General features: G+C 36.5%; 17 protein-coding genes. 6 read left to right on the forward strand and 11 right to left on the reverse strand.

Annotation, left to right across the window (positions count from 1 at the left end; translation table 11 throughout):
• Window positions 1-23 precede the first annotated feature (23 nt).
• The 3 genes from COMX_RS09065 to COMX_RS09075 all read right to left on the reverse strand — a co-directional run bounded on the left by COMX_RS09065 (window position 24) and on the right by COMX_RS09075 (window position 6,099).
• Window positions 24-2,858 (reverse strand): glycosyltransferase, encoded by a 2,835-nt coding sequence (locus COMX_RS09065; RefSeq protein ID WP_051462068.1) that lies wholly within the window; start codon window positions 2,856-2,858, stop codon window positions 24-26.
• 141 nt (window positions 2,859-2,999) lie between these two features.
• The gene (locus tag COMX_RS09070) at window positions 3,000-4,526 is read right to left on the reverse strand and encodes a calcium-binding protein (RefSeq protein ID WP_034340358.1); all 1,527 of its coding nucleotides are present in this window, start codon (window positions 4,524-4,526) and stop codon (window positions 3,000-3,002) included.
• 205 nt (window positions 4,527-4,731) lie between these two features.
• Window positions 4,732-6,099 (reverse strand): beta strand repeat-containing protein, encoded by a 1,368-nt coding sequence (locus COMX_RS09075; protein WP_034340360.1) that lies wholly within the window; start codon window positions 6,097-6,099, stop codon window positions 4,732-4,734.
• A 481-nt stretch (window positions 6,100-6,580) separates the two neighbouring features.
• On the opposite strand from COMX_RS09075, the gene COMX_RS09080 reads away from it, so the two are divergent.
• From COMX_RS09080 to COMX_RS09095, 4 genes are all read left to right on the forward strand, one after another.
• On the forward strand, window positions 6,581-9,532 hold the full coding sequence (locus tag COMX_RS09080) for a glycosyltransferase (protein ID WP_051462071.1): 2,952 nt from the start codon (window positions 6,581-6,583) through the stop codon (window positions 9,530-9,532).
• A 77-nt stretch (window positions 9,533-9,609) separates the two neighbouring features.
• Window positions 9,610-9,807 (forward strand): hypothetical protein, encoded by a 198-nt coding sequence (locus COMX_RS09085; RefSeq protein WP_034340364.1) that lies wholly within the window; start codon window positions 9,610-9,612, stop codon window positions 9,805-9,807.
• Window positions 9,785-10,060: a hypothetical protein gene (locus COMX_RS09090; protein WP_034340367.1), complete on the forward strand. Its 276-nt coding sequence runs from the start codon at window positions 9,785-9,787 to the stop codon at window positions 10,058-10,060. Before COMX_RS09085 ends, COMX_RS09090 begins: the two co-directional genes overlap by 23 nt.
• Before the next feature lie 113 nt (window positions 10,061-10,173).
• Window positions 10,174-10,869 carry a tetratricopeptide repeat protein gene (locus COMX_RS09095; RefSeq protein ID WP_051462073.1) on the forward strand — a complete coding sequence of 232 codons (696 nt, stop codon included), beginning with the start codon at window positions 10,174-10,176 and terminating at the stop codon, window positions 10,867-10,869.
• A gap of 65 nt (window positions 10,870-10,934) precedes the next feature.
• Here the strand turns inward: COMX_RS09095 and COMX_RS09100 are convergent, their stop codons facing one another.
• The 6 genes from COMX_RS09100 to COMX_RS09125 all read right to left on the reverse strand — a co-directional run bounded on the left by COMX_RS09100 (window position 10,935) and on the right by COMX_RS09125 (window position 15,375).
• Window positions 10,935-12,971 (reverse strand): NAD(+) synthase, encoded by a 2,037-nt coding sequence (locus COMX_RS09100; RefSeq protein WP_034340370.1) that lies wholly within the window; start codon window positions 12,969-12,971, stop codon window positions 10,935-10,937.
• Window positions 12,972-13,028: 57 nt separating this feature from the next.
• Window positions 13,029-13,550, reverse strand: a complete 522-nt coding sequence (locus COMX_RS09105; RefSeq protein ID WP_051462075.1) for a disulfide bond formation protein B — start codon at window positions 13,548-13,550, stop codon at window positions 13,029-13,031.
• 158 nt (window positions 13,551-13,708) lie between these two features.
• A complete protein-coding gene (locus COMX_RS10765) occupies window positions 13,709-14,251 on the reverse strand; it encodes a DUF2155 domain-containing protein (protein WP_051462077.1) in 543 nt (180 codons plus the stop codon).
• Window positions 14,248-14,454 carry a hypothetical protein gene (locus COMX_RS09115; RefSeq protein WP_034340373.1) on the reverse strand — a complete coding sequence of 69 codons (207 nt, stop codon included), beginning with the start codon at window positions 14,452-14,454 and terminating at the stop codon, window positions 14,248-14,250. Before COMX_RS09115 ends, COMX_RS10765 begins: the two co-directional genes overlap by 4 nt.
• 12 nt (window positions 14,455-14,466) lie before the next feature.
• Window positions 14,467-14,988: an outer membrane lipid asymmetry maintenance protein MlaD gene (gene mlaD, locus COMX_RS09120; RefSeq protein WP_034340376.1), complete on the reverse strand. Its 522-nt coding sequence runs from the start codon at window positions 14,986-14,988 to the stop codon at window positions 14,467-14,469.
• A gap of 18 nt (window positions 14,989-15,006) precedes the next feature.
• The gene (locus COMX_RS09125) at window positions 15,007-15,375 is read right to left on the reverse strand and encodes an NADH-ubiquinone oxidoreductase subunit NDUFA12 family protein (protein WP_034340378.1); all 369 of its coding nucleotides are present in this window, start codon (window positions 15,373-15,375) and stop codon (window positions 15,007-15,009) included.
• Window positions 15,376-15,715: 340 nt separating this feature from the next.
• Between COMX_RS09125 and COMX_RS09130 the strand changes: the two genes are divergently transcribed.
• Window positions 15,716-17,263: a TSCPD domain-containing protein gene (locus tag COMX_RS09130; RefSeq protein ID WP_051462079.1), complete on the forward strand. Its 1,548-nt coding sequence runs from the start codon at window positions 15,716-15,718 to the stop codon at window positions 17,261-17,263.
• An 11-nt stretch (window positions 17,264-17,274) separates the two neighbouring features.
• Window positions 17,275-17,736 (forward strand): RidA family protein, encoded by a 462-nt coding sequence (locus COMX_RS09135; protein ID WP_034340384.1) that lies wholly within the window; start codon window positions 17,275-17,277, stop codon window positions 17,734-17,736.
• 80 nt (window positions 17,737-17,816) lie between these two features.
• On the opposite strand, the gene COMX_RS09140 is transcribed toward COMX_RS09135, so the two are convergent.
• Together COMX_RS09140 and COMX_RS09145 are read right to left on the reverse strand one after the other, a co-directional pair.
• Window positions 17,817-19,133, reverse strand: a complete 1,317-nt coding sequence (locus COMX_RS09140; RefSeq protein ID WP_034340388.1) for an APC family permease — start codon at window positions 19,131-19,133, stop codon at window positions 17,817-17,819.
• 46 nt (window positions 19,134-19,179) lie between these two features.
• Window positions 19,180-19,998: a carbon-nitrogen hydrolase family protein gene (locus COMX_RS09145; RefSeq protein WP_034340391.1), complete on the reverse strand. Its 819-nt coding sequence runs from the start codon at window positions 19,996-19,998 to the stop codon at window positions 19,180-19,182.
• Window positions 19,999-20,086 lie beyond the last annotated feature (88 nt).

The following is a 20,086-nucleotide window of genomic DNA, read 5'->3' on the forward strand; positions in this document are numbered from 1 at the left end:
TAGACTAATTTTTAATTATTCAATCAGGTCAGGCTTAACTGCTGAGTTTCCTCTTTAATCTGATAATAATATCCGAGCAACTCTTCTGTTTGTTCTTCCATAGTCGCAATATGATCTTTATGAGTGTTTACATAATTATCAAACATAGATGCTTTATCGAGTAAATCTTCTATAACTCGTTTGAGTTCTTCAGAATCTCCTGTCAAAGAAACATAAGTGCCATTCACACCATCCACAACATCTTCAGATTGACCTCCTGGATTACTACAAATTACCCAAACATCACGTAATAATGCCTCTCTGACGGTCATGCCGTAACTTTCTTTCCATTGTGAAGGGAAAAGTAGAACATCAATTCCATAAAAGAAATCATCTTTACCTTGAACATCGTAAGGAGGAATAGTAACAACTTTACCCTCAACTCCCCAATTACTGACATCAATTGGCGCAAATCCCATATTGATCTTACTGTCAATAATTTTTAATTCCCAGTCAGAACGACGTAATGATTTAAATGCCTTTTGAATAACTTGGGCACCTTTAATCGCTTCATCTCCAGCAACGAAACCAAAGCGTAAAGGCGTATTTGTTGGACGAGATGGTCGTTTCTTTTTGGGTCTTACAATCCCATTACGATTTACTTTAATGGAAGCTTCATCAATATCATTGGCAATATATAATTGTCGGTGCGTTTCACTTGGACTTAACAACAAAGAAGCTGCTTGTAATCCTTGTTTCATCATCATTGACCTTAAAGGTATATAATCTGCATGTGCTTCGCAGGTTTGACATACTCTTAAATCAATTTTCGTTTGAAAACAATAATTTCCATTTGATCTGGTCATAAATTGACGATTACATAGCCACCATGAATCATGTAAGGTAATTACATAAGGGATTTGTTTGCTTTGACAAGAAAACAACATCTGTAATCCCATATTTTGAATTGAATGGAAATGCACAATATCAGGTTTTACAGCATCTAAAACCATTTCGAAAGGTTCTATTATCTCTACATTATCGAATTGTTGCGAAGCATGTATTGCAGAAGGAATGTCGACAGAATAAACTATTGATCCATGATTTTTATATTTACATAATCCACGCTCTTGACCTTTAACTGGTCTAGAAGTGAAAATAGTCACCTCTACATCTTCATGTTGATGAATTCTTCTTGCCATTTCCTCGGCAACAAATGTAGCCCCACCAAAAGAATACGGATCATAATAAACATTAACTACTAATATTTTTAAGCTATTCTTTTTTACAACTTGTTTTGCAGGCAAGCCAAAAACAGGTTGGACCTGCTGATCAGTAATAACCTTTGGTGAATAACGAGATATCACAGATTGATAGGCTTGCTGGGCCATAGAGCACCTTAACTCTTTATCCCTGGCCAATAATAATAATTTTTCTTTCCATTCATCTGAAGTATTTGCCAAAAATCCGTTCTCAGAATCCGTAATAACGTCACTGAAAGCTTGCCGTGGTGAACAAACTGATGGCACCCCTAAAATTGAAGCCTCTAAATATTTAATATTACTTTTAGCATCATTAAAAAGAATTGGCTCTAATGGAGCAATAGCAATATCTCCTTGGGCTAATAATTCTAAATATCGTTCATATGATTGAGGTGGCGTATAAGTTATTTGATTGATAACATCTTGAAACTCAATAGGTAAATCCAGCTCTCCAACGATCGATAAACGAAGTCTTTTCTCATTTTTCAAAGCAGATAATATACCCATTGATGCAGCAAGGAAATCAGCGTTATGCGTATTCGAGCCTGAGCCGTATACAATAGTTACCTCATCAGAATTCTTTTCTTTTATCGTTTTGTTAACTTTAGATCTGTTTAATCTTTCCGCAATATTTAAAGTATTTTGATCAAGTGCATTCTCAATAACATAAACTTCAGGCACACCTTCTTGTTGCATTACTTTGGCCAAAGCTTGTGTCGAAGCAATTGCGTGCTCACAAGAAAACATTGTTTTACGGTATAAACCAGTACCAAAAAACAAAAGATTTTTTTCTTCAGTTGATAAATATTGCATAAAACCACATTCCGCATAGCGTTCTTGATTAATGATTAAATCATCAACTTCCCACCATGGTTTTAACCCCAACCGTTTTGCCTCTTGAAGCTGCTCTAAAACATTTGGAAATGCAGGCACGCGATAAAAGATAACTTCTTGAGATATTTGTAATAGTGACATTACTTGTTTTTGCGTGCGCCAATCACTGACTTTCACAATCCACCCTAAACGCTCTAAATGTTCAACTTTTTGTTGCACACGGTATTTATAACATTGCGGAAGCGTAACTTCTGCTATAATTAAAATTAATGGGTATTGTGAATTAGATTTATTATTAGGAAATTGATAATTATAGATTAAATCTATATTATCAATAAAGGTGTTTTGCGCAGGTACAACATTATGTTGCGAATGTTCTGACTGCTTTTTCGTCGATTCAAACTTTTGAAAAATAGCACGTAATTTTGGAAAACGAAGTATTAATTTACGATAAATACCTCTATAGCCTTCTTCTTTATAAACCTCAAAAAGACGCTTTTTAACTATTTTTATAGGATATTCTTTAAAAAATTGTCCTTTAACAAAATAACTTACCATGCCATTAAGTAATGTTACTTTACAATAAAGAGGGGTTTTAATTCTTTGAATTAAAGTCTCTTTTTCTTTAATCTCACTTTGTATATTTGAAATCTTACTTTGTAGATTTGAAACCTCACCTTTTAAATTTGAAATTTCACTCTGTAAATTTGAAATTTTTAAGCTTGATAGCTTCAAACTATTGCTATAGCTTTCTGATAGATTTTTTTTTATTTTCTTAGTCATTTTGTTCTAATATATATCTTATTTTTAAATTTTATTTATTTATTTATATTTCTTATTCAAAATATATTCAATAAATTTATATATAAATAAAAAAAGCCAGTTACTATTGTAACTGGCTTTTAAATTAGTAGAAGTTTTTTACTAAGACTTAACTACACCATTAGGATTTGCAACGTCAAACTGATTAACAGTAAGATCACTTACAGAAAGACCTTCAATGGTAATTGTATGTCCATCAAGTTTAAGAACTGCATTACCCTTTGCATCATTTTCAGAGGTTTTCAACAAGTTTGCAATACTATCATTGTCTAGACCATAGTTATACAAGCCAATTTTATCGCCGTTACCATTTTTAGAGAAGTCGGTAATAACTGTATTACCATTATCAGTAATAGCTTTGTTAAACATGAACAAGTTATCACCAGCACCACCACTAAAGGTAGCGTTACCAGTTCCTGCAACCAAGGTATCATTACCAGAACCACCAGAAGCAACAAAATCAGAGCTACCGCCAACAACAGTATTTGCATAAATTTGTAATGCTGAGGTAGATCCTGATGCATTTAATGTTTCATTTCCGACATCGGCAACAAATAAACCGCTATCATTACCAGATGCATTCAATGTATAATTCAATCCACCAGCACCAAAGCCAACAAATTGACCTTGAGCAGTGGCTTCTGTGTTACCAACACCATTAAAGAATGACAAAGATCGGCTTGCATTAATTGTATTAGAGTCACCTTGAACAACTTGTAAGTCACCAGTTGCTGTAATACTACTAGATTGACCACCATTCAACTGACCTGCGTTAGAGTCATTTGAACCGTTAAAGGTGTAGTTACCATAAGTACCACCTTGGATTGTGCTACCACCACCAACAGTTACAACGTTATAGAAACTAAAGTCGTTAACTGCAGCACCTTCGTTAAGATTAACTGTTGAATGAATATCTTCTGAAAGACCACCAAACAAGCTGACACGATTTTGAGCAGTACTATCATTGGAAGCTGTAATAGTGTCTTGGCCATAAGAAGTTACATTATTAATCTTACCAGCAGTAAGATCAATAGAACTCTGCCCTTGGCCAGTCAATGCTTGATTACCAATTGAAATATTATTATTACCGCTACCAGCAACAATTGTATTATTACCAGTACCAACCGCTATATCCCAATTACCACCATTAACAGTGTTACCATTGAAAACAACATTACTGTTTTCAGCTCCTGCTGCAAGCTGACCACTTTCTTGCCCTGCATTATAGGTAAAACTTTGAATATTACCTGATAGAACACGAACAAACTGACTGGAATTCATTACTGAATTAATAGTAACAGGACCATTCAACAGACTTAAATTATTAATTTCTGTAGCTGTCATACCCATTTTTGGTGATTGAGCGTTTTTTCCACCAACTACGATATAATCGTAACCATTACCAGCACTATAAGCGGCGCCACCTTGAGTAATCACACCATACCCAATTTTATGCTCAACTGGAGCGGCTCCGTCAGCTGTTACATCAAGAAAATTCAACTGGTCAACAGAGTAGTAATTTTGCAACTCTTGACTAAACTGCTTCGCTAATTTCAAAGCTTGAGTACCATCTAATGTTACAGCGATAGTACTATCGGTACCCCCGACAACCGTTATTCTTTCACCCATTCTACTTCACTCTTAATCTTTATTTTTAATTATTAAAACTAGATATCCTTAATTACGCACAATACTGCAAGTATGTGCGCAATATATAAATATAATAACTTTATATAAAAATCAATGACTTTACCTATAATTATTAACATTTATATTATAATAACTTAGTATTTTAAAAATACTAAGTTATTATACAACAACCATGCAAAAAAAATTATGCAGTATGTGTTGGTGTATTAATAAGCACGAATCGATCTGCATTTAAATCAGATACAGCTACATTTTCAACAGTAATATTACGTCCTTCAATATTTAGAACCGCATTACCACTTGTGTCATTTTGAGAATTTTTCAATAGCTGTGCAAGGCTGTTATCATCTAGACCAAAGTTAAGCAAACCAATTTTATTTTGGCTACTATTAGCAAAATCGGTAATTACTGTATTTCCGCCTTGACCAGTTTCTTTAGTGAACAAGAATAAATTATCACCAGCACCACCACTAAATGTTGAGTTACCAGTTCCTGCAACTAAAGTATCATTAGCAGAGCCACCTGATGCAACAAAATTACTTTGTGCTCCAGACACTGTATTCGCATAGATTTGAATTGCTGCTGTCGAACCTGATGCATTTAATGTTTCATTACCAATATTCGCAACAAACAAACCAGAGTCACTGCCGCCTGCATTTACTGTATAATTAGAATCTGATGCACCAAAACCTACAAACTGTCCGTTCACAGTAACATTAGTATTTCCATTAGCGTTAAACAAACCTAGTTTGTTATTAACATTAAATGTATTATCACCACCATGAATTACCTTTAGTGAATTCACATTTGCTGATGCACTCACTGTGTTTTGATTACCTGCTAAGAATTCATTTTTGTCACCATCGGTATAAGTAACAGTAGTAGATGAACCGCCAGTAACCGTACTATTTTTACCAACTGATATAGTATTTTTTTCACCTGTGCTTGCATCAGCAACTAACGCAGTACCATCAATCGACACTTGAGAGTTTGAACCTACCAACGTAACAGATTGATATCCTGTACCACCACCGGTAATCGTATCTTGGCCTTCAGAATAAACAGAGTTATTCCCGAACCCTAGCGTAATTGTATTTTTACCAGTCCCTGTATTGATTCTATTATTACCATCCGTAGATTTGATTGTAGAATTACCATCACCTGTAAATAAGGTCCAAGCACCTGTTTTTCCAGCACCATTAAAATCCAAGCTACCAGCAGTATTTACAATTTGTCCTGATTCATTATTTGCATTATAAGTTGTTCCTGATTTTCTTCCAGCTAAGATATTGATAAGATTTGCTGAAAAACCAGCATTATTTAATGTAATGCCGCCAGTTGAAGTGTCTGTGTCATCTGCCACAACTAAATATTCATATGCACTTGAAGCTTGATATACACCTGCTTCTGAATAAAACCCAACAGAATCTGGGTTTTGTGCAACAGCTGTATTAATTTTTGATTGAAGCTGTAATGCTGGTGCTCTTCCTCGACCTGTTGCAGCAGCCAAAGTATAAACTTCTCCATTAGCACCTGTAATCGTAATCGCCATTTATTTGTACCTCATAGTATTTTTTTTATTATTTAAATGTTTCCAAATATTACTCATAAATACATTACAAAAAATGCGGCGAAAATATTCTATTGAAATACTTTGGCCCATAAAATGTAAAATATTTACAACAATACTTTTTAGCTAAGCAGAAACGTATTATATCGAAATTGTACATAACAGCAAATGAAATAGACTTAATTTATTTAGAAACCACATTAAATTTAGTTTAAATTCGTTTTTTGTCGTCTTTTGAAGATATCTAAATTAAATAAACTATACTAGTATAGATTCTTTTGTTTCTACCTCTTATTAAAATCAGCCACATTCAAAAGCTTATAAATAGTAAATAAACAACATAAATAGTTTTTTATATATGTAAATGTAAATTTATATATTAAATTCACTACCCTTCTTGCTTTTCAAGAAATAAACTGTATCACTCAAATTATAATATAACTGAACAGGAATGATCCTAACCATGACTTACAAACCTTCATCTTCAAGCATTATTTCATTGCAAGACATACTGAGCTACTATGATGATTGGTTTACTTTGCCTATTTTCCAACAAAACCCACTCCCACACCAAGCTTTTTTGGCATGGTTAACTAAAAATACAACACCTAAAAAAATAGCAATTTTTGATACTACAGATCGCAACACTCAAGGTAATCTTTGCACATTAATATATAATTTGGGCATTTCTAGTCAATGTTATGGAATTTCTGCAAATCCTAAAAGTTCCTTACCATCCGAAATACTAATTCCTCTGACCTCAGAAATACCGCTTTCTTCTTTCTCTTTGATCTACATAGATATTAGTAATCAAACGATCAAAAGTAATCCCCACTTATCGATAATCCAAACAAATGTACCTACAGATACAATATTTATTTTCAATAATCTGTATAGCCAAAATTCAATTGCCAAAGAAAATCGCAAGCTAATTAATCAGTGGAAAGATTCTTATCCTCATTTTGAGTTGTCACACCAAGATGGTCTCCTTACTTTATATACAGGTATTCCGAAAAACAGCGCTCTTAATGAGCTTTTCTCTTTAAAAAATACACCAAAACTAGAACAAGTATTTAAAACACACTGTGCTTTATTGGATGATTATTGGCAGTTAAAAACACAAACAAACAATGCCCAAGAAATAAATAATAAAGAACAAATTCTAAAAGCAAAAACAGAAACATATTTATTGCAACAAGATATTTATTATCGAGAAAAAGCTTATAAAAGTTCTTTAGAACATGTTCAGACAACAACTTCTACAAAAATAGAAACTTTGCGTGCACAAAATCATAACCTAACGCAGCAAAACCACAGTCTGTCCCAACAAAATCATAACCTGACGCAGCAAAACCATAGTCTGTCCCAACAATTAGAAATTTATACTAACACCTATCATCAACTTTCTATTTCACAACAGGATCATGAAAAAAATATTCTCATAAAGCATCCTCGTCATATTATTTTTATTGCAGGTGAACCCAATACTCCTGGCGTTATTTATCGATGCTATCGCAATGCCGAAGCATGTACTATAGCTGGGCATGAAGCAAAAGTAATTAATGCTGCAGATGTTTCTCCTGATGATATTCAATGGGCAGATATATTGATTTTATGGCGTGTTGAATTTAGTGGTCATATCCTTGGTATCGTAGAGCTTGCAAAAGAATATGGGACTCTAACAGCTTTCGACGCTGACGATATCGTTTTCAAACCTCATTTTGCTTATATTGAAATCATTGATGGTATTCGTACAATTGGCACGACAGAAGCCGAAACATCCCGTACCTTTGGCAATATGAAGCAAACCTTGATACGTACAGACTTTGCCACTGCAACTACCCAAGAAATGCGCGAACATATGGCTCAAGAGCTTATGCCAAAGCATGCAGGGCCTTTAGTTTTTATTTTACCTAATATCTTTGATGATGATTGCGTGCGTATTTCTCGCTTTTTTAGCCGTATCAAAATAGCCAATAAAAATGATAATTATATCAGAATTGGCTATGCTTCTGGAACACGCACCCACCAACGCGACTTTGCTTTAGTCATACCTGCGCTATTAACAATTTTTAGAAAACGTCCAGATGTTCGTTTAGTTTTATTCAGAGAGCCTGAAAATCATCGCCCCATTCTGCATATGAATGAGTTTCCTGAACTTAATGATTTCCAAGATCGCATTGAGTGGCGAGATACAGTTCCTTTGAAACAACTTCCTCAAGAACTAGCACGCTTTGATATTTCAATTGCGCCTTTGGAAGCAGAAAATGTTTTTTGCAATGCCAAAAGTGAGCTTAAATTCTTTGAAGCAGCCTTGGCAAATGTCTGCTCAGTTGTATCTCCTACAGGGCCTTTAACGCGTTGTATTCAACATGGTATTACTGGTTTTTTAGCTAAAAATACTGAAGAATGGGAAACATATTTACTTACGTTAATTGATGATCCGTCACTGCGTCGCCAAGTGGCACAAAATGCATATCATGATGTTTTATGGAATTTTGGTATACAACGTCAGTCTCATCTGTGCGATACAATGATGTTAAGCTTGACTGGAGAAAAAGGTGCTGCACAAGCAATGGAGACTATCATTGCACGCAAAGACTATAAAAACCTTGGTATGCCAATTGTTCCAGAAAGCGAAATTCTTTTTGAGCATGACGCTTTGCAAGAATCCGAAGTAACGGTTGTAATTACCTCTTATAATTATAGTAACTATATTATTGAGGCTATGGAATCAGTTAGAGCACAAACATTAAAATATATAGATCTGATTGTTGTAGATGATGGCTCATCTGACGATTCTGTAGAACTCATTATTACTTGGGCCAAAGAACATAAAAACCGATTTAATCGCTTACAACTACATCGTTCTTTAAAAAATGTTGGATTAGGTGGTGCTCGTAATATCGGTATTGCTGCCAGTGAGACTTTATATTCTATGCAGCTAGATGCTGACAATCGGTTACTGCCTGATAGTTGTGAAAAACTTTTAGCCAAGATTCAAGGGACTGCTATTGGTTATGCATATCCTCACTTGCGTCATTTTGGTGCAGGCGAAGCCATCGGTGGGCACGTACCATACCATCCACTACGTTTAACTGTAGGCAATTATATTGATGCTATGGTGATGTTGGCTAAATGGGCTTGGGCGGCAGCTGGAGGTTACTATGTCCAACGCGATGCTATGGGCTGGGAAGATTATGACATTTGGTGTCGCCTAGCAGAATTAGGTATTCAAGGCACACAAGTCAAAGATGCAATTGCTGAATATAGGGCACATGTTGCTTCTATGACAAACACAGTAACTGAGCAAACTTATCATAAACCCAAAGTAACGTCATATCTTGCCGAGCGGCATCCTTGGGTTAAACTTGTTCTTCCAGAAGAGTCTCCTTGGGTTAATAAAAACAAATAGCACTTCTTAAAAGGTCAATACTCTTTCGTATTGATCTTTTATTTTACAAGACAAAACCCATATTCAAAATTACATCTTTGTCGGCTTTCGTATTATTTATTCCTTTATCCGCCTTTGCTGATGCACCACAATTTTCTGATTATCTAGTGCCAGAAATTTATCAAGGGGCAAATCATCCCGCAATTGATGAGGGCCGTTTCGGTGATTTTTTTCCTGAACGTCAAAAAGCTTTAGAAAATCAAAAGGTGAACTATGCAGGACAAACTCCTGAATAACTCATATGCTTCACACCTTCTTCACTATCCTTTACCAAAGATTGGTAAACAAAAAGGATATGCTTTAAAAAATGATGGCGATGGACTGAGTATTAACTATGAATGGTTATCTAAACACAGCTTAAAAATTAGTATTTTACAATTCAGCACAGGTAAAACAACCTATACGATAACCCAACATAAAAACAAAGTTGTGAATCAAATACACACTGATAAAAGAACAGAATATAATAAAATCCAAGTTTCTCCTTAAAATTGCCTTATTTAAAGATGTAAAATAAAAGTAACTAAATATTGCAATAAAGCTATCAAGACGATAAGATAATAAAAATATATAATAAAAATAATATATTAAGGAGATTTTCAATGAAACTAAAATATACTTTACTTGCTGCAGTTGGTTTAAGCTTTTTTACCAGTGGTGCTTTCGCACAAACACCTGTGCCTCAAACACAACCCCTTACGCCTCAACAACTTGAAGTTGCAAAAGAAAAAGCAATTGCAAGTAAGGATCTTGTAAATCAGCCGAATATGACGCCGCAACTTCTTGAAACAATGAAACAAAGAGCTGCTCAAGGGGATGTAGTAGCCCAAAGCTTATTGGGGCAAGTCTATCAAAACGGAAAATATGGTGTAAAAAAGAATTACTTTACCGCCAGAGATTGGTATGAAAAAGCTGCTGCTCAAGGTAATGTTGCTTCTATGATTAATCTAGGCGATATGTATCAAAAAGGATTAGGCGTTCCTAAAAGCTATAGTAAAGCCAAAGAACTCTTTGAACAAGCTGCTGCTAAAGGGGATGCCGTTGCCCAATATAACCTTGGTGTCATGTATCAAGATGGCAGAGGTGTTAAAAAAGATGGTAAAAAAGCTCTCGAATGGTACAACAAATCTGCTGCTCAAGGCTATGGTGATGCTTACAATAATACTGGTGCAATCTATGAGCATGGTATAAATGTTTCTTCAAGCAAAAAAGCTGCAGAAGAAAATTATCAAAAAGCTTGTGAAAATAACAGCAAGCAAGGCTGTATAAACTATAAAAGATTACACGATAAAAAATAATTAAATTAAAAATTATATTGATATCTTGTAAAGCATACACACTTTACAAGATATCAAGCAGTTCCTTACTTCTCTGGCACATTTTCCAGCAATTCATTCACCCAAATCGTTGCATTTCCATCAGATGGCGCGCGCCAATCTCCCCGAGGGGATAACCCTCCGCCTGCCGAGACTTTAGGAGAATTAGGCATAGCAGAGCGTTTAAATTGGCTAAAAGCAAAAAAGCGGTTCACAAAGACTTCTAACCAATGACGTATTTCAGCAAGTGCATAGGCTTTCTTTTTCTCTTCTGGAAAACCATCTAACCAAGTGCCTTTTTGAATATCTGACCAAATAGAGTAAGATAGAAACGCAACTTTGGACGGCTTTAACCCATATCGTAAAATATAATATAAATTGAAATCTTGCAGCGCATATGGACCAATTTTTTCCTCGGTGCTTTGCAATGTTTTATTATCCTGAGAAGGGATAAGCTCTGGTGAAATCTCGGTATCTATAATCCGTTGTAAAATTCCACCTGCTTGATCACAAAAACGCTCTGATTGAATAACCCAGCGAATAAGATGTTGAATAAGCGTTTTGGGAAGCCCCCCATTCACATTATAATGTGACATTTGATCGCCAACTCCATACGTACACCATCCAAGTGCGAGTTCAGATAAATCACCTGTTCCAATAACAATACCATTATGATGATTAGCCAGCCTGAACAAATAATCCGTTCTAAGCCCCGCTTGTACATTTTCAAAAGTTATATCATAGACTGCTTGTCCTTTTGCATATGGATGGTCCATATCTTTTAGCATTTGTTCGGCTGCGGGGCGAATATCCAAACATTGCCACTGAATACCCAAAGCTTCCATCAAGGCCTCAGCATTATTTTTTGTCTCTGAGCTCGTTCCAAACCCTGGCATTGTATAACCTAGGATGGAATCTCTTCCCATCTTCAGCTCATCAACCACTTGCACAGCAACCAATAACGCTTGAGTCGAATCAAGCCCTCCAGAAATACCAATCACTAACCTTTTGGCGCCAATAGTTTGAATCCGCTGTTTTAGCGCAGATACTTGAATCATATATGCTTCATAGCAATCTTGTTCCAAACGGTGGGCATCAGAAGGCACAAAAGGAAACCGCTCTAACGGTCTTTTTAATCCTATATCTTCCAATGAGGGATTGAGCGTAAACTCTACAGTGCGATATTGATAGCGCGCAGATTCATTTTGATGAAAACTGCCCATTTGTAAACGTTCTTGTCGTAAAATATCCAGATCTATATCAGCAACTAAACAAAGCTGCCCTTCGGGAAAACGTTCACTTTGTGCTAGCACTTGACCATTTTCTATAATAGATAACTGCCCATCCCACGCAACATCCGTTGAGGACTCTCCTTGTCCAGCTGCGGCATATAAATATGCACAAATCCCTCGGGCTGATTGCGCTTGGCACAACAAAGTTCGTTTATCCGCCTTACCAATCGTAATATTACTAGCTGATAAATTAGCAATGACAGTCGCCCCAGCCATGCAAGCATGACTGCTTGGAGGAACTGGCACCCATAAATCTTCGCAAATTTCTACTCCCAGAACAAAGTCTGGATAGTCTTTGGCAGTAAAAAGTAAATCTATACCAAAAGGGACTGTTTGCCCCAACAGATTCATTTCTTCTTGACGAATATATTGACCACTAATGAATTGACGAGCCTCATAAAATTCACGATAATTTGGTAAAAAAGATTTTGGCACAATACCTAAAATCTTTCCTTTATGCATGACAATACCACAATTATATAATGCACCTTTAAAAACCAATGGTGCGCCCAACACTAAAACTGGGGATAGTTCTTTCGTATCCTGGCAAATCTTACCGAGAGTTTTGATGGTTGTTTCTAACAAAATTTGTTGTAATCTTAAATCCTCAATAGAGTATCCTGTTAGGCATAATTCTGGAAACACACATAAACCTCCCCCTTGCTTATCTACAGTGTTAGCAAGTTGGATAATTTGTTGGCTATTGGCAAAAGGATCAGCCAATTTAACAGTAAAGTTACAAGTCGCTCCTCTTAATAAATTATGTTCATAAATAGAATAGAAATTTTTCAAAAGAAACGCTCCAGCAAATAATTTAAAAGGCCAAAAAATACAACAACAATATTAAAATTAGCGAAATTTACCAGAATGTTTCTTTTCTATCTCACTGCTTATTACAATCCAAAATAATAATACCAGAGAATAAAAACCATTCATCATAGTCAAAGAAATAGGTAACCACGAAAATAAATAAGAAGGTAAATCGCAAGGTTTATGAGGACGATCAGGCATATCCATAAAACGTGTTGCTAAATCTTGAGCATGACTGGCCACAGCATAACATTCAGGTAACGGACTGGACCACCACCCCTCTTCTACACCAATATGTACAAAAGAAAGCCCAAGAGAAACCAATAAAGTCAATACAATAATTGCCTTGACCCAAGCAACAAAACTTCCTCTTACAAGCAATAAACAAACACCTGCAGCGATTAAAATTCGATACGGCCAACGCTCTAATAAACATAAACCACAAGGTGCCATATTCCACATATTTTCGGCAACCCAAGCAAATCCTAATGCGAATATTCCAGCCAGAACGATAAAGATTCCCGTAAGATTTTTGATATATTGTCGCTGTTGATAAGACACGATGAGAAGCCTTCAAAACTATAAAAAATATAAGTCTTGTATTTTACTATAAAATAATAAATCAAACACGTATTAAATGAAATATTCAATTTGTTTTATAGAAAAAAGCCTTGAGTATTTCTACTCAAGGCTTTTTAAGTTATCTATTTTTATAAATTCTAGTGTTGAGATTGAATAGAGCGTTCCAAAGATTGTTCTAAATCATTAGGAGAACTTTGTCCTTTTTGCTCTGTAGCAGGAGTAGAAGAAGGTTTCGTTACTATAGGATTTTTATCAACCTCACCTGTGCATCCAACAATACTCACATTATAAAGAGGATGTTCAAATACTGAAGCCCCTGGCTCTGCTACAAAGATCCAAGCTGCAAAAGGATTGGTTGGCAATTGACTGTCGGTTACCGTTACAAAAGCTGCACTGTCTGGAGAAGCAGTTATTGGACGCACAATACATTTTTTAACAGCAACAGTTAGCGTTTTATATTGCGCAGATCCACCAACAGGAATAGTTAAGTTTGTAACGCTAGATTCTAGTTTATTTAAAATACGAATTTCTGCTTTAGGCTGACTGTACCAAGTATTATCTACATGTGTTACTGGTTGTTTATTCAGATCTGATGTATTCGCCGCTGGTGGATCTGCATACGCATTCATCTCTACCAAAAAAAACGAACACATCGATAAAGCAAGCAAAAACTTTTTCACACTACAGGACTCCGTAACTGATCCACAATTTGTTTTAATAAATCCCTCATACCTTGTTCATTAACCCCCATGATCAAAGCATCTTCAAATGAATCTTGCATCACTTGTATTAACTCGACATAGTTCTCATTCAGGATTTTAATTTTTTCTTTACAAAGAACAGGCTGTTGATCTGATTGCAACCATACAGGGTATTCTATCATCAGCTTTGCTCTTTATTGTAATTTATCAGAAGGTTTATCACCTGTTGTTTTATTATCTGTTTTTGACATGTTGTCTGTAACAGAAAAAATAAATTTACTAAGTAATTCTTGTAAACTAATTGAACCCTGCGTATGGGTTAAAAATTGATTGGGTTTTAAAACTTTTTCATCACCGCCAGGGGAAAGATCAATGTATTTCCCCCCCAACAAACTGTCACTCGTAATCACAGCAGCTGTATCGGTGGGTAAACTGACATCGGGGCGTACAGTAAAAACAACCGTGGCTTTGTAATCTTTTGGATTAACCTTTTGACCAGTAACTTGACCAACGGTAACCCCCGCTAATTTAACATCAGAGCCAACATCCAGCCCATCAATGTGCTCAAAAGAAGCTTTTAATGAATATCCACCATCATTGCGTTGCCCATGTCCAATAATTGCAAAAGTAACTGCTGTGATAAACACAACAATAACAATTAATCCTGTAATAAGCTCTATAATCTGCTGTGTTTTTTTTGAGGACGTAACAAACATATGGATAAACTCTATTCCTTATTCCCCAGGGGACCAGCTTTCATAATCCCCAGTTGCTTTGGCACGTTTTCCACCAGCATAATCGCTGCCTTGTGGATGATATGCGTTTGCACTACCTGTTGAATTTGAATGATAAGGGGCTTGCCATGGATGGCGTTTAGAGGCAGGGACCGCAACATCAGCACCGTGATGCAACCATACCCACCATTCAGGAGGAACCGCTGAAGGATCCTCATTTTTTTTATAAATAACCCAACGCTCATGACGGTGCTCACCACCGCCAAGGCGGGTTAACTTACGAGATTCGTAATAAGAGCGTCCATCAGCATCTTTGCCGACCAAACGTCCTTTAAACATCGTATGAAGGCGTGTTCCAAATGTTGTCATGATCTTAGTTCAATATATTCAATCTATTAATAACGGTTACTTTGAATTCTTGTATAGAATTCTCTTAAACAAAAATATACCCTTTTCGTTAAAAAAGAGCAAAAATTCTTTTCAATTAATTTTTCAGCCCTTTCTTTAAACTGCATAATACTAACTTTGTAAATAAGTAATTTTGCCCCTTTAAAAGCATATTTTTACCGATCGATAATTTTATCCACAATATCCACTATATCCATAGGGCTGTATAAATTTTTAAGCCAATATAGCTCTTATATTATGATGAAAAAGCACTTACACTTTATCTATTATGAAAGCACAACATTTCTGGAATAGCGTCAGGATGCGCAATCTGCAAACTGCGATTGATCCCGATGCCCCCTTATACTCTGTAACCATTCCCGAAGATTGGGAAAACAACGCAGCAACCGCGATACTAGAACTGTGCCCCGAGCATCAGTTGGATGTATCCCCGATTAAGGCCGATATCTTAATTGCCAATTGGGTGTTCCCGTTATGCGAACAGACAGATCAATTTACAGTGGAAGATTGGGAGCATATCCTATTACATAGGCAAGCCTGTCCAAATGCCAGTATTTGGAAAAATGATACCAGCCAAAAACTGGGCATTACCATTAATTTGGCCGCATTTGCTTCTGCTGAGGCAGGATTTGATGCCCGTGCTTATCGCCATGTATTAGAGATTGCTGGGCACACATTGCGTATCTTATATAGACAGCAAGCCAACTTTATGAATGGCGAGTTGCCTTTTACAGAGCTTACAGAATCGATTGATAAACAAAGCCAAAATAAACAATTTGACTTAACGCCTCAACCAAGTGCTGGCATTATTTACTTGTCTAACCTAGATGCATGCTTGGCTCAACTGGGTTTTGATTATGACAGTCATGACGGTAGGGATATTGCGTGTTGCTTGGCTTGCTTTGCAACATTATTAGCAAACGCAGGATGTGGTGCTGATTTCCTTCCTTTATCTCCTGATTGGAACGCTTTACCAGAGTTGACTTCAACAGCAAAAGATATATGGGCGTTGGCTTCTGAAGAACCAGCATCTCGCCTTGAGCGAATTGATACCAGCTTTTCCTTGCCTGGCAATCCTACTGATTTATTATTAGGGTCAGAAGCATGCGGCCTTGCTCCTATTTTCTCGCCTTTAAGAGAAGATGGCTTATTAAATTTCAGCACGCTGGCAAGATTAGCTCATAAGGGGTTAACATTAGAATCGGCTCTAGCAGCCTCTTTAGCAGGCGAGCAACTCTTGACGCCACCATCACAGCAAGCTCATTATGCTATGCATCAAGCTTTGGCTGGATTTGTAACCCATATGCCTGCACGGCCAAATCAAATTACTTATCCTTTATCTCAAAAAGCAATGCTGACACGTGGAACCAAAAGGCCTTTACCACCTCGTCGCAAGGGTATTACCCAGAAAGCAAGTATTGCAGGACGTGGATTATTTCTGCGTACTGGGGAATATGAAGACGGAACACTTGGGGAAATTTCCATTACCCCAACCAAAGAAAGTGCTATGGTCAAAGGTCTGCTCGACAGTTTAAGTCAGGCCGTCAGTATTGGGTTGCAATATGGTGCCCCCTTACAAGATTATGTATCTCACTTTGCCTATAGTCGATTTGGAATTGCTGGCACGGTAGAGGGTGATCCCAATGCTCTATATGCAACATCATTCTTAGATTATAGTTTCAGAGTGCTTTCAGATGTTTATTTAAATGAATCCCTCGCTGATGCACCCAATAATTTACATGTTGGTGAGGATATGGTTCCTATGTTACCTTTGGAACTACCAGAGGATGATGAAACCCCTCCTTCTTCACCCCATCCTCGTAATCGTAAATTTAAATTGGTTAGTTAAAGGAAAGCAGTATGCCAACCATACAAGAACGCTTGAAAGCATTAAAAATTATTCTGCCAACCCCTGCTGCTCCCGTAGCAAATTACGTACCAACCGTGCAAACCGGAAATAATTTGATTATCTCTGGTCAGCTCCCTTTGGTCGATGGCAAATTATTTGCAACAGGATTATTAGGCAAAGACGTTGATGTCGCAGCCGGTGCCAAAGCAGCCCATTTTTGTATGATCAATATCCTTGCACAAGCTCAAGCTGCTTTAGTTGATTTAGAAAAAATTAAAAGATTGGTTCGCCTTGGTGGCTTTGTTGCCAGCACCCCAGATTTTACTCAACAAGCCGTTGTTATGAATGGCGCCTCTGACCTTGCTGTAGAAATCCTGGGCGATGCTGGACGACATGCACGCTCTGCTTTTGGAGTTGCATGTTTACCTATGAATGCATGCGTTGAAGTCGAAGCATGGTTTGAATTAAAATAGTTTAATAAAGCTATTTTGATATTTTAAAAAAGCCCTTTTATCATCATGGTAAGGGGCTTTTTTTATTAATAATAGTCACATCAATCAAATTGCATTTCTGGTGGATCTTTTTTAAACATATTTGTTAAAAAGGCTAAATAGATAATGCCAAGACATAACCAGATTATACCCAGTGTAAATGCTAGTTTATCTAAACTAATAAACAGCCAAAAAGTCGTTCCTAAGCCTATTACTGGAAATATAAGATAAGAAAGAATTTGCCAACCAGAACGTTGCTTTTCCCTGACCCAAAAATGGTTAATAACCGATAAATTGACAAACATAAACGCCAAGAATGCCCCAAAATTAATAAAAGACGCGGCGGTTAACACATCTATTTGAGTGCCGATCAACGCAATCACTCCACATAGAAGAATATTATTGGTAGGTGTTGAAAAACGATTATTTAATTTCCCAAAAAAATTCTTTGAAATGACATTATCTTTCCCCATCGCATATAGTAACCGTGACGCACTGGTTTGTGCAGAAACACCAGAAGCAAATTGCCCAACCACTAAACCAATCAGAAAGAATGAAACAAACACATCCCCACCAATTTTTTTTGCAATTTCTATAGCTGCGGAATCAATATGTTGAAAAATAAATGAAGGATGCGCCAATTGCACAAAATAAGAGGTAACAATAAAAAGAACACTTCCCGCCAAAGTCACCAAAATAATTGCTCTTGGGATTGTTTTTTGTGGATCTTTTGTTTCATCGGCAAGCGTTGTTACCGCATCAAACCCAAGAAATGAGTAACAAGCAACCGCTCCACCTGCCAAGATATAGGATAAATGCGCATATTCATTCCAAAAAGGTTTTAACGAAAATAAAGGGGTCGTGCCATCCGTAGTTACATAGTGAATGCTCAAAGTAACAAACGCCGCAATAATTAATATTTGAATAATCATTAAAAGGCTATTCACACTTTTCGCAAATTCCAAACCAATCACATTAATCACCGTTGTCACAACAATAAAAGCAATTAACCAAAGACTCAAAGAAACGCTCGGAAACGCATCATGTAAAAAGGATGCTCCGATCAACCATATCACCATCGGTATAAAGAAATAATCTAATAAAATAACCCAACCTGCAAGAAATCCCAGTTTATTACTGATAGATCGACGCACATAAGTATATGCAGAGCCTGCTACTGGATAAGCTTTCGCCATATGGCTGTAACTTAACGCAGTAAAAAACATTGCCACAGCAGCAGCCAAATAAGCCATCGGGACATTGCCCCTTGTCTCTTTAGCCAACTCCCCAAACGTTCCCAGAACAATAATGGGGGCCATATAAGCAACACCGAATAAAACCACTGCTGCTAATGAAAGAGTTCGTGTTAAATGAGGCATAGGTTTATTCCCTATAAATATATATAATTAAAAAACTAAGAATTTATTAAGAAATAATCCAATCTGAATGCTTGGTATGATGTTGTATTTTCTGACCCGTTATCTTCATTCTACGTTCTTTTAAATAATTAAATTCAGTTAGAAATTGAGTCATTTGTTTGGGGTCTATGTTCATTCTTATACTACATTCTTCACGACCCGCCTCACATAACAACTGTCCCATTGGATTCACCACACAGCTGCCCCCATGAAAAACCAAACCATCATTTCCCAATCCAACACGATTAGTCATCACCGCAAACATATGATTTTCTTGTGCTCTGGCCATAATCGCAGTTCTGTGCGTTAATCCATAAGGGTCCATATTCCCATTGGTAACAATCAATAACTCGGTTCCTAACTCACCCAAAGCACGTGCAGATTCAGGATATTCAATATCAAAGCAAATCAGAAAACCGATTTTAACCCCTTGCCATTCAATACAGCTATATCGATCCCCAGCATCAAATATACCATGATCAGTAAGCCATAAATGCGTCTTACGATAATAAGCCAACAATCCGTCTTCTGGTGTAATGAACACGGTGGTATTATAGAATTTACCTTCATGTGCCTCTGCCATACCAACGGTAATAGCAATGTTTTTTTCTTTGGAAAGGGATTTTAATTGCTGGATGCCGGAACCATCCAAACTTTGAGAAACCATATTAAGATTTTCTTGCGTAGGAAAGCCGCTTAAATAAGTTTCTGGAAACACCATAATATCCGTTGCATCTGAACTATTCTTAATTGCACGACGAACTTTATTTAAATTATATTCCAGATCACCATCTTTACATTCCAACTGAACCAGCTCAATTTCCATCACTTTCACCTCGTTATCTTTACTAAAATTACTCAAAACTTAATTTTATGATAACAAAATATCTTTATATGTTAAGAATAAAATATAT

The sequence above is a fragment of the Commensalibacter papalotli (ex Servin-Garciduenas et al. 2014) genome (genome assembly GCF_000527695.1).
Classification (GTDB): Bacteria; Pseudomonadota; Alphaproteobacteria; order Acetobacterales; family Acetobacteraceae; genus Commensalibacter; species Commensalibacter papalotli.